Raw genomic sequence first — 10,245 nt, 5'->3', positions numbered from 1 at the left:
TGTCAAACGTGCCATCAGCGGCACCTTACCATGCGGTGCGCCAAACCAAATATGCGCGGCGCTACTTGGCCGAAGCGGCCTATCGATTCAACCGTCGATTCGATCTGGAACAGATGCTGCCGCGACTGGCGACGGCGCTGATGCGCTGTAAACCTTGCCCAGAGCGCGTTTTGCGCATGGCAAGCAACTTTCATGGCTGAGGGATAGGGCTAATCAGGATTCGTTTTGGGAAGCGGTATGTCGGCAGTGCCAAAGGGGGCAGGGTATTCAGAGGGCATGACGGCCTCTGAGCCGCCTAGGATGTCCGTGCTAACCAGACAGGTGCACACGCGTAGATGGGCGCCAACCGTGGGTGGGCGCTAACGATGCGCGTCGAACCTTTCCCGCCGCGCGGCGCTGACAGGTGTTCCCAAAGCTGCGCACGGCGGTCCGTCGTGGGCGCCATAAAAGTTTCCATGGCAATCAATTACTTGCAAGCGCGGCGCCTAAATCCCTGAGCGGCAAGGCTTTCTGTTGCTGGTGTCGCGCGCGGGCGCTTGCTCATTCACGCAGCGCTTGACAGGCCTCGCTCCGCTGATGTCTTTTGCATGCATGGGTAACGCCTCCGCCACCGTTTCGCCTTTCTGCCGGCCGCTGTCGTGGGCCAGGACGGGCGTGGCCGGCATTACCATCATCATTACTACCGCCACCATTCGCCCGGTGCGGCCCGTCGTCTTCGCGTAACTTCCGAAAACAACGGCCCCGCACCCGGATCAGGATGCGGGGGCTTCCCTCTCTCATCCGATACGGACGGGGCCTCCCCCAACGAGGTCTGTCGATGTCATCGCCCGCTGTTTCGTTTGAACCCGCTGCTGTTCTCGCGTCCTCTGCGCGCACTGTTGTGCACAAATTCGGCGGCACCTCGGTGGCCGATGCCGACCGTTATCGGCATGTGGCGCAGTTGCTGCTTGCACGCGATGAGACGGTGCAGGTCACCGTGGTCTCGGCAATGAAGGGCGTCACCGATGCCTTGATCGAACTGGCCGAACTGGCGGCGAAAAATCGTTCCGAATGGCGCGAGCGCTGGCACGAAACACGTGCGCGCCATCGCGGTGCAGCGGTCGCCTTGCTCGGCGAGCATTCCGCGCCCACGGTGGAGTGGCTGGACGAGCGCTTCGAGCATCTGTCGCAGATCCTCGGCGCGCTGGCGGTCATCGGCGAATTGCCGCGCGAAGTGCTCGACCGCGTGCAAGGCCTGGGTGAGGTGTATTCGGCGCAGTTGCTGGGCGATCACTTTCGCGCGATCGGCGAAGACTGCGCGGTACTGGACGCGCGCGATGTGCTGGTGGTCAATCGCGGCGAACTTGGTGTGGATGTGGACTGGGAGGCGAGTGCGCAGCGCCTCGCAACCTGGCGGCAAGCGCATCCGCAAACGCGGGTGGTGGTCACCGGCTTCGTGGCGCGCGACCGTGCCGACCGCATCACCACGCTGGGCCGTAACGGCAGCGATTATTCGGGTGCCATCTTCGCTGCATTGTTCGATGCGGACGAATTGCATATCTGGACCGATGTGGACGGCGTGCTCTCGGCCGATCCGCGTGTGGTGCCTGAAGCGGTGCAACTGGAAACCCTGAGCTACGACGAGGCCTGCGAGCTGGCGTATTTCGGTGCGAAGGTGGTGCACCCGCAGACGATGTCGCCGGCCATCGAACGCGGCCTGCCGATCATCATCCGCAATACCTTCCAGCCCGAACATCCGGGCACGCGTATCACCGCCAGCAGCGCGGTCAGCGGGCCGATCAAGGGGCTGACGCTGAGCCCGGATCTGGCGGTTCTCAATCTGGAAGGCACCGGCCTGATCGGTGTGCCGGGCACGGCCGAGCGCGTGTTTGCAGCGCTGCGCACCGCGCAGGTGTCGGTGGTGATGATCTCGCAGGGTTCGTCGGAACATTCGATCTGTTGCGTGGTCAAGCAGCACGAGTCCGAGCGTGCACGCAATGCGTTGTTGCAGGCGTTTGCGCATGAACTTACGGTCGGCCAGGTGCAGCGCGTGCAGCTGACCACCGGCATCAGCGTGCTGGCAGCGGTGGGTGATGGCATGGCCGGGCAGCCGGGCGTGGCGGCGCGTCTGTTCGAGTCGCTGGGGCGTGCGCAGGTCAATATCCTGGCGATTGCGCAGGGCTCGTCCGAACGCAATATCTCGGTGGCCATCTATGCAGCGCATGCGACCAAGGCGTTGCGCGCGGCGCATGCAGGTTTCTGGTTGTCGCCGCAGACGTTCTCTGTGGGCGTGATCGGGCCGGGCAATGTCGGTGCGGCGTTGCTGGATCAACTGCGCATCGCGCAACCGCAGTTGCTGGGCAAGGCCAATCTGGACCTGCGCCTGCGTGCGGTGGTCTCGCGCGGTCGCATGTTGCTGGACGAGCGTGGCTTGGTCGGCGATTGGCGCGATGCGTTTGCATCGGCATCCGCGCCAACCGATCTGGAGCGCTTCACCACGCATCTGCTGTCCGCGCACCTGCCGCATGCGGTGATCATCGATTGCAGTGGCAGCGCCGAAGTGGCCGACCGTTATGCGGGCTGGCTGGCCGCTGGCATCCATGTGGTGACACCGAACAAGCAGGCCGGTTCCGGCCCGCTGGCGCGCTATGAGGCTATCCGTGCAGCGGCCGATGCCAGTGGTGCGCGCTTCCGTTATGAAGCCACCGTGGGCGCTGGTTTGCCGGTGATCACCACGCTGCGCGACCTGGTCGATACCGGCGATACAGTGACCTCGATCGAAGGCATCTTCTCCGGCACGTTGGCCTGGCTGTTCAACAAATACGACGGCAGCGTGCCGTTCGCCGAACTGGTGACGCAGGCGCGCGGGATGGGCTATACCGAACCGGATCCGCGCGATGATCTGTCCGGTGTGGATGTGGCGCGCAAGTTGGTGATCCTGGCGCGCGAAGCAGGGCGCGCAATCAGCCTGGAAGACGTGCAGGTTGAAAGCCTTGTGCCGGAAGCGCTGCGTCAAGCCAGCGTGGACGATTTCATGGCGCGCTTGCCGGAAGTGGATGCCGCCTTTGCGCAGCGTCTGGTCGACGCACGTGCGCGGGGCAACGTGCTGCGCTATGTGGCGCAGCTGCCGCCGGACCGCGCGCCCAGCGTGGGCCTGGTCGAGCTGCCGGCCGATCATGCATTCGCCAACTTGCGTCTGACCGACAACGTGGTGCAGTTCACCACGCGTCGCTACTGCGAGAACCCGTTGGTGGTGCAGGGGCCGGGGGCGGGGCCGGAAGTGACCGCGGCCGGCGTGTTCGCCGATCTGCTGCGCGTGGCGGCGGGCGAGGGCGCGCGGCTGTGATGCAGACTGTTGTCAGCCACGCCGGCGTGAGCCAGGCAGCGGTGGCGCAGGCGCACGGCAGCGATCGCGCTTCTTCGGGCAAACACGGCCTGTACGAAGCGCGCGCCTTCGCGCCGGCATCGGTTGCCAATGTCGCGGTGGGATTCGATCTGCTCGGCTATCCGATCGATGGCGTCGGCGACACTGTGACCGTGCGCCGTATCGAAGCGCCGGTGGTGCGCATCGCTGCGATTCGCGGCACGACGGTGGCGCTGCCACTGGATGCCGAGCGCAACACTGCAGGCGCTGCACTCATTTCGCTGCGGGCCGCCTTGCAGCTGTCTCATGGGTTCGAAATCGAGATCGACAAAGGCATTGCGCTGAGCTCGGGCATGGGCGGGTCTGCCGCATCATGCGTGGCAGCGTTGGTTGCAGCAAACGCGCTGCTGGCCTCGCCGCTGGATCACCACCAGCTCTACCAATACGCGCTCGATGGCGAAGCGGTGGCCAGCGGCAGCCGCCACGGCGACAACCTGGGGCCGCTGTTTGTCGGTGGCTTGGTGCTGTGCACGCTGGAGCGCCTGGTGCCGATCGCGGTGCCGCCAGCGTGGCATAGCCTGCTGGTGCATCCGGATGCAGTGCTGGAAACGCGGCGTGCGCGCGAAGCCTTGGCAGGCAACTATCAGTTACGCGAATTCGTCGCGCAGAGCACCAATCTGGCGCTGGTGTTGGCCGGTTGCCATGCCGGCGATGCAGACCTGGTACGCGCGGGCTTGCGTGATGTGCTGATCGAACCGCGTCGCGCCCCATTGATCGCCGGCTTCGCAGACGCCAAGCAGGCAGCGCTGGACCACAACGCCCTCGGCGCCAGCATTTCCGGTGCCGGGCCGAGCGTGTTTGCCTGGTTCGAATCGCGCGTCGCAGCCGAAGCTGCGGCACCGGCAGTGCAGGCCGGGTTTGCGGCTGTGGGGTTCGATAGCCAGGCCTGGGTGTCGCCGATCGCAAGTCCTGCGGCGCGGTTGCTCGGATGAGTCGGCACGCATGCACTAATAACGCGCCGCAGGCGGCGGGTAGCAGGTCTGGCCTGCAGCTCGCCACACCCCATTCAGTCGACCACCACTTCGCTGATCTGCATGACCGGGGTCAGGTCGGTGTAGTTGGCGATGTCGCCCAGGATCTCCGCCGCATGCGGCCCGAAGCTGGCATTGAAGGCTTCCTGCGACGCGCAAAAGATGTGGCACATACCGATGAACGCCGGCGGGCTGCCGGCGTCGCGGCCGCTCATGCCTTTGTCCACGGTGTATTTCAAACAGGCCGCGCCCATGTGCGCGCTCACCAGCGGCATATGCTGGTCGCGGTAGTAGGCGTGATCGAAGCGGGCGCCGTCGCGGTACGGGTACATCACACTGACCTTGATCATCTGCCGGCTCCACGGAAGGGTGTGCGCAGCATAGCCCCACGCCATCGACCGTGCACAACCATTCGGCCGAATGCCGGCGCAACGCGATGCCCGGCCACGTCAAGCGCCGCATATTTTTTCATGGGCAACGCCCAGTCTTCGCTTCATCTGGAGTCATGCTGATGTTTATCTCCACCCGTGGCGGTGCCCCCGCCGCAAGCCTGAGCCAGGCTATTGCGGCCGGGCTGGCGCCCGATGGCGGCCTCTACGTACCGCAGACCCTGCCGCCCACGCGTCCGCTGTTTGCGGGCGCCGGCTTGGCCGACACTGCCACTGTGCTGCTGCAGCCATTTTTCGAGGGCGACGCGCTGGCGGCCGAGCTGCCTGCCATCTGTGCTGAAGCCTTCGATTTTCAGGCGCCATTGGTGGCGCTGGGCACGCCGGGCGACTACGCACTGGAGCTGTTTCACGGCCCCACCGCCGCGTTCAAGGATTTCGGTGCGCGCTTCCTGGCGGCCTGCCTGACCCGCTTGCGCCGCGACCAAGACCGCCCGCTCACCATCCTGGTCGCCACCTCCGGCGACACGGGCGCCGCAGTCGCTGCCGCGTTCCATCGTCAACCCGGCCTGCGTGTGGTAGTGCTGTATCCGGACGGCCGCGTGTCGCCGCGACAGGCGCACCAGCTGGGGTGTTTCGGCGACAACATCCAGGCCTTGCGTGTGGCCGGCTCGTTCGACGACTGTCAGGCCATGGTCAAGCAGGCCTTGAACGATGCCGCGTTGCAGACCCAGGTGCCGCTGAGTTCGGCCAACAGCATCAGCCTGGGCCGGCTGCTGCCGCAGATGAGTTACTACGCGCATTCCGCCCTGCAGCACCATGCAGCGTCGGGCAGCGCGCTCAATCTGGTCGTGCCGACCGGTAACCTGGGCAACGCGCTGGCAGCGATCATCGCGCGCGCGCTCGGGGTGCCGTTGGGCCGCATCGCGCTGGCGTCCAACGCCAATCACGTATTGCCGGACTATTTTGCGGGTGATGCCTACGCACCGCAGCCCAGCGTGGCCACGCTGGCCAATGCGATGGACGTGGGTGCGCCGAGCAATTTCGAGCGGCTGCGTTGGCTCTACAACGGCGACGATGCGGCCTTGCGTGAGGAATTCCGGGCCTTGTCGGTAGAAGATGCGACGATTCGCAACACCGTGCAGCAGCGCTTCGCGCGCTACAGCGAGGTGCATTGCCCGCATACCGCCACTGCAGTGCATGTGCTCGAACAACTGCGTGCCGAAGGCGCGGAGGGCGGCACTGGCGACTGGGCGGTAGCGGCCACCGCGCATCCGGCCAAGTTCGAAGGCGTGGTGGAGCCGTTGATCGGCCGTGCGGTAGAGGTTCCACCGGCACTGGCCGCGCTACTGCAGCGCCCAGCGCATGCCGAAGCACTGGCGCCGGACTATGCAGCCCTTCGGCAGCGCTTGCTTGCCGACGCCGCCTGACCTAACGCGTTCAGCCACCGGGCTTGGAAAGTGGACCGTATGCGGCTATTTCTAGACGGGTGCGGCCCCGTTGTGGCGCCGCGTCCGCTGTGGGTTGTTCTATGTCTTATCGAATGATCGCCGTTGCCGCCGTCTTATGCGGGTGGGCAGCGGCTGGTGCGGCCAGTGCGGCCGATGCATTGGCTGCTTCACCGGTGCCGCCGTTAGGCGCGCCCCATGATGTGGGTCTGGTCGAGGCGCTGGCGCGTCAGGCGCCAGCGCTGGACCGACAGGTGCTGGCCCTGGCCACCGAGGCGCTGCAATGCGCCCGGCAGCGCCAGCAGGTGGCTGCCGAACGGGTGCTCAGCGTCATCGACTACAGCCGCCCCTCGACAGAGCGCCGGCTCTGGGTGTTCGATCTGGACAAGCAGCGCCTGTTGTTTCGCGAATGGGTCGCGCACGGGCGCAATACCGGCGAGAACCTGGCGGCGAAGTTCTCCAATGACGATGGCAGCTTCCAGTCCAGCCTGGGCGCATTCACCGCGCAGGAGTCGTACACCGGCCACAACGGCTACTCGTTGCGGCTCAAGGGTCTGGAGCCGGGGTTCAACGACCACGCACGCGACCGTGCCATCGTGATCCACGGCGCGCCCTATGTCAGCGAAGCCATCATCCGTACCCAGGGCCGCCTCGGCCGCAGCCTGGGCTGCCCGGCGGTGCGGCCAGCGGTGGCCAAGCAGTTGATCGATACCTTGCGCGACGGCGCGTTCGTATTCGCCTACTACCCGGATCGCGCCTGGCTGCGCCAATCGCGGCTGCTCAGCAGTGGCTGTGGCGGTGCGGCAACGCGTGCAGTGGCCGGGCGCTGAGTGATCGCGGGCGGGTGCCTGACGTCAGTGCGCGCTCGGCATGGAGCCCGGCTCCGCTTTCGAATTGATCGGTAAGTCGCTGCGCGGCTGTCAGCACGCGCAGGGCTTGCATCACCTTGGCGCAGCTAACCGCAGCGAGTGCGTCGCTTCGGGCGGGCGCGGCCGGTGCCGGGAGCGGCATGTACCAGTCGTCTCCTGCAGTTCCTCATGCCATCCAAACCTGTGCCGGACGACTTCTCACCCCGTTCTTGAGCCAGTCTTGGCGAGCGGTGCCAAGCGACACGAACACCGATCGGTGCGCAGCCACGCGTGATATTGGCCGGTTGAGTCCGGACCGGACGCTTGGGCACTGCGCACCGTCGCGTCAATCGATCCAAGCAGTCGCAAGGTTAAGCGCACACCGACGCTCAAGCGTCCCCACCAGCCTCACACCGTATCGCCGGCCAGACGGCGTAGTGCGGCGTAATCCAGGATCTGCACCACCTGCAGTTGCGGTAGCGCGATCAACTGCTGCTGCCGCAGCTTGGTGAAGGTGCGGCTCACCGTTTCCACGGTTAGCCCCAGATGGTCGGCAATATCGCTGCGGCTCATGGGTAGCGCCACGGTGTCGCCGCTGGCGCCGGGCTGGGTGGAGCGGGCGGCCAGCCGCAGCAGGAAATGCGCCAGCCGTTCGCTCGGTTGCAGGCGTGCCAGCAGCAGGTCGGTGTCCTGCGCGGCGGCCAGCTCCATGCTGGCGCGTTGCAGCAGCTTGCGTTCCAGCTGCGGGTAGCGCTCGCGTAGTTGGCGCATCTGCGCCATCGGCGTGCGGCACACGCGGCTGTCGACGATGGCTTCGATATCGTGGCGATGCTGCGCGGTTTCGGTGAGCCTAACGTAGTCGTCGGGCAGCACGAAGCCGGTGATCTGGCGGCGCCCGTCGGCCAGTGTGCGCACCATGCGCAACGCGCCGGAGGTCACGGTATAGATGTTGTGCCGGGTCTCGCCCGCACGCACCGGGGTGCTGCCGGGCGCATAGGCCGCTGCATGGGTGACCTGGTCCAGCGCGTCCATTTCCTGCGCCGACAGCGCCGCACAAATCGCCCGGCCGCGCACCGCGCAGAGGGCGCAATCCGAGCTGGGCGTGACGCTGGCGGATGCCGCGCTGGGCGCCGGGCAGGTCGCGCTGGGGTCGGAAAGCCGCCGGTACATGGGCCACGCGCTGCTGGGACGCATTGAATGATACGCCATGCGGTCAGCGCGGCCGCCCAGCCGGTAGAATTGTGCGTTCGCCACATTGTCCTGCAGGAGTTTCGCTCGTGATCAAGCCCCGTACGCCGCCCGGCATCATGGAATTGCTGCCGCGCGAGCAGATCGCGTTCCAGCGCATGCTGGACGTCATCCGCCGCAACTATGAGCGGTTCGGGTTCCTGCCGGTCGAAACGCCGGTGTTCGAGCTGTCCGATGTGTTGCTGACCAAGTCCGGCGGCGAGACCGAGCGCCAGGTGTATTTCGTGCAGTCCACCGGCGCGCTGGCCAATGCCGCCGCCGCGGCCGACGAGGGTGCCGAGACCGTTGGCCTGCCCGAGCTCGCGTTGCGCTTCGACCTGACCGTGCCGCTGGCGCGTTATGTGGCCCAGCACGAGCACGACTTGAGCTTCCCGTTCCGTCGCTATCAGATGCAGCGCGTGTATCGCGGCGAGCGTGCGCAGCGTGGGCGATTCCGCGAGTTCTACCAGTGCGACATCGACGTGATCGGCAAGGACGCGCTGAGCATCCGCTACGACGCCGAGGTGCTGGCGGTGATCCATGCGGTGTTTGCCGAGCTGGGCATCGGCGACTTCAAGGTGCAGTTGAACAACCGCAAGCTGCTGCGCGGTTTCTTCGAAAGCCTGGGCGTAGCCGAAGGCGAATTGCAGATGGCGGTGCTGCGCGAGGTCGACAAGATCGACAAGCGCGGCGCCGATTACGTGCGCGACACGCTGGTGGGCGAGGGCTTCGGCATTGCTGCCGAGCAGGTGGCCAAGATTCTCGCCTTCGTGGCGGTGCGCTCCAACGGGCATGCCGATGCGCTTGCGCAGTTGCAGGCGCTGGAAGCCTCGGTCGGGGCCAGCGCGACGCTGGGCGAGGGCATCGCCGAATTGCGCGAGGTGCTGGAACTGGTCAGGGCCTTGGGCGTGCCGGAGATGGCTTACTGCCTGAACTTCTCCATCGCGCGCGGGCTGGATTACTACACCGGCACCGTCTATGAGACCACGCTCACCGACCACCCGCAGATCGGCTCGATCTGCTCGGGCGGCCGTTACGAAAGCCTGGCCAGTCACTACACCAAGTCCAAATTGCCGGGCGTGGGCATTTCGATCGGCCTGACCCGCCTGTTCTGGCAGTTGCGCGAGGCCGGCCTGATCCAGGGCATTGCCGAAAGCAGCGTGCAGGCGATGGTGGCGCTGATGGATGAAACCCGCCTGGACGACGCGCTGGATATCGCGCGCCGGCTGCGCATCGGTGGCATCAACACCGAAATGCAGATGGAGCCGAAGAAGGTCGGCAAGCAGTTCCAGTACGCTGCCCGCGCAGGCATCCGCTTCGTGGTGCTGGCCGGCGACGACGAACTGGCGCGTGGCGTGGTGGCAGTAAAGGATCTTGTACGCGAGCAGCAGTTCGACGTCGCCCGCGACGAGCTGGCCAGCACCTTGCAGGTGGAGCTGGAACAGGCCAAGGTGATGCCGTAAGGCGGGGTGATCGTCGCTGGTTTTTGATTGCCGGCGCTAGCCATTCAGCGTCTGAAGTGATGGCGGTGCTGCACGAAGTCTTGCCCCCATCCGCCCTCCGGGCACCATCCCCAGCAGGCGGGGGAAGGGTAGCGGGTCCTCCTCGCCCAAGACGCCTTGATTTTGCTGCTTCTCCCGCCGACGGGAGAAGGTGGCGCGCAGCGCCGGATGAGGGAGCTTGGGGCTTTTCCACAGCTTAGAGCGGCTAACAAAACCCTTGAATTCTGTTGATTCGGCGGCAACATTGCCGACATGACACGTCGCAACGAGATCCCTATTGCGCTGTGGAAGCGCATCGAGCCACTGATTCCGCAGGTCAAGCCTTCCCCCAAAGGTGGACGACCTCGTGTCAGTGATCAGCAGGCCCTCAACGGCATCGTCTATGTGCTGCGCACGGGCATTGCGTGGGAAGACCTGCCTTTGGAACTTGGCGATGGCAGCGGCATGACCTGCTGGCGTC

The 10,245-nt window shown here is 65.7% G+C and carries 9 protein-coding genes and 1 pseudogene; 8 read left to right on the top strand and 2 right to left on the bottom strand.

Going from position 1 to position 10,245, the window contains the following annotated elements:
• The 3 genes and pseudogenes from XAXN_RS22235 to XAXN_RS19585 all read left to right on the top strand — a co-directional run.
• A pseudogene (locus XAXN_RS22235) lies at positions 1-200 on the top strand (transposase); the annotation flags it as partial.
• Positions 201-817: 617 nt separating this feature from the next.
• Positions 818-3,325, top strand: coding sequence for a bifunctional aspartate kinase/homoserine dehydrogenase I (gene thrA / locus XAXN_RS19590; protein WP_054320756.1), 2,508 nt, complete (start codon positions 818-820; stop codon positions 3,323-3,325).
• The gene (locus tag XAXN_RS19585; protein WP_425511782.1) at positions 3,322-4,335 is read left to right on the top strand and encodes a homoserine kinase; all 1,014 of its coding nucleotides are present in this window, start codon (positions 3,322-3,324) and stop codon (positions 4,333-4,335) included. Before thrA ends, XAXN_RS19585 begins: the two co-directional genes overlap by 4 nt.
• A 74-nt stretch (positions 4,336-4,409) precedes the next feature.
• Here the strand turns inward: XAXN_RS19585 and XAXN_RS19580 are convergent, their stop codons facing one another.
• On the bottom strand, positions 4,410-4,724 hold the full coding sequence (locus XAXN_RS19580) for an EthD family reductase (protein ID WP_054320758.1): 315 nt from the start codon (positions 4,722-4,724) through the stop codon (positions 4,410-4,412).
• A 155-nt stretch (positions 4,725-4,879) separates the two neighbouring features.
• Here XAXN_RS19580 and thrC point away from each other — a divergent pair, with 155 nt between their 5' ends.
• Positions 4,880-6,190, top strand: a complete 1,311-nt coding sequence (gene thrC / locus XAXN_RS19575; RefSeq protein WP_174515483.1) for a threonine synthase — start codon at positions 4,880-4,882, stop codon at positions 6,188-6,190.
• Between the two features lie 101 nt (positions 6,191-6,291).
• On the top strand, positions 6,292-7,038 hold the full coding sequence (locus tag XAXN_RS19570) for a murein L,D-transpeptidase catalytic domain family protein (RefSeq protein ID WP_042823326.1): 747 nt from the start codon (positions 6,292-6,294) through the stop codon (positions 7,036-7,038).
• Between the two features lie 426 nt (positions 7,039-7,464).
• On the opposite strand, the gene XAXN_RS19565 is transcribed toward XAXN_RS19570, so the two are convergent.
• Positions 7,465-8,130 (bottom strand): Crp/Fnr family transcriptional regulator, encoded by a 666-nt coding sequence (locus tag XAXN_RS19565; protein ID WP_171890915.1) that lies wholly within the window; start codon positions 8,128-8,130, stop codon positions 7,465-7,467.
• Here XAXN_RS19565 and XAXN_RS22630 point away from each other — a divergent pair.
• From XAXN_RS22630 to XAXN_RS19555, 3 genes are all read left to right on the top strand, one after another.
• Complete coding sequence (locus XAXN_RS22630) at positions 8,066-8,257, top strand: hypothetical protein (RefSeq protein WP_164514263.1); 192 nt, start codon at positions 8,066-8,068, stop codon at positions 8,255-8,257. The two genes, XAXN_RS19565 and XAXN_RS22630, sit on opposite strands and share 65 nt — an antisense overlap.
• A gap of 76 nt (positions 8,258-8,333) precedes the next feature.
• Complete coding sequence (gene hisS, locus XAXN_RS19560; RefSeq protein ID WP_054320755.1) at positions 8,334-9,746, top strand: histidine--tRNA ligase; 1,413 nt, start codon at positions 8,334-8,336, stop codon at positions 9,744-9,746.
• 291 nt (positions 9,747-10,037) lie between these two features.
• The coding region (locus tag XAXN_RS19555) for a transposase (RefSeq protein ID WP_134984842.1) at positions 10,038-10,245 on the top strand (208 nt) is incomplete at its 3' end.

This window comes from Xanthomonas axonopodis, assembly GCF_001304695.1.
Taxonomy (GTDB): domain Bacteria; phylum Pseudomonadota; class Gammaproteobacteria; order Xanthomonadales; family Xanthomonadaceae; genus Xanthomonas; species Xanthomonas axonopodis.
The sequence above is the reverse complement of the archived record's forward strand: the minus strand, read 5'-3'. Positions and strand labels throughout refer to the sequence as shown.

Coding starts and splice junctions, on each gene's coding strand:
- thrC (WP_174515483.1), top strand. CDS start 4,880: ATGCTGATGTTTATCTCCACCCGTGGCGGTGCCCCCGCCGCAAGCCTG.
- thrA (WP_054320756.1), top strand. CDS start 818: ATGTCATCGCCCGCTGTTTCGTTTGAACCCGCTGCTGTTCTCGCGTCC.
- XAXN_RS19580 (WP_054320758.1), bottom strand. CDS start 4,724: ATGATCAAGGTCAGTGTGATGTACCCGTACCGCGACGGCGCCCGCTTC.
- XAXN_RS19570 (WP_042823326.1), top strand. CDS start 6,292: ATGTCTTATCGAATGATCGCCGTTGCCGCCGTCTTATGCGGGTGGGCA.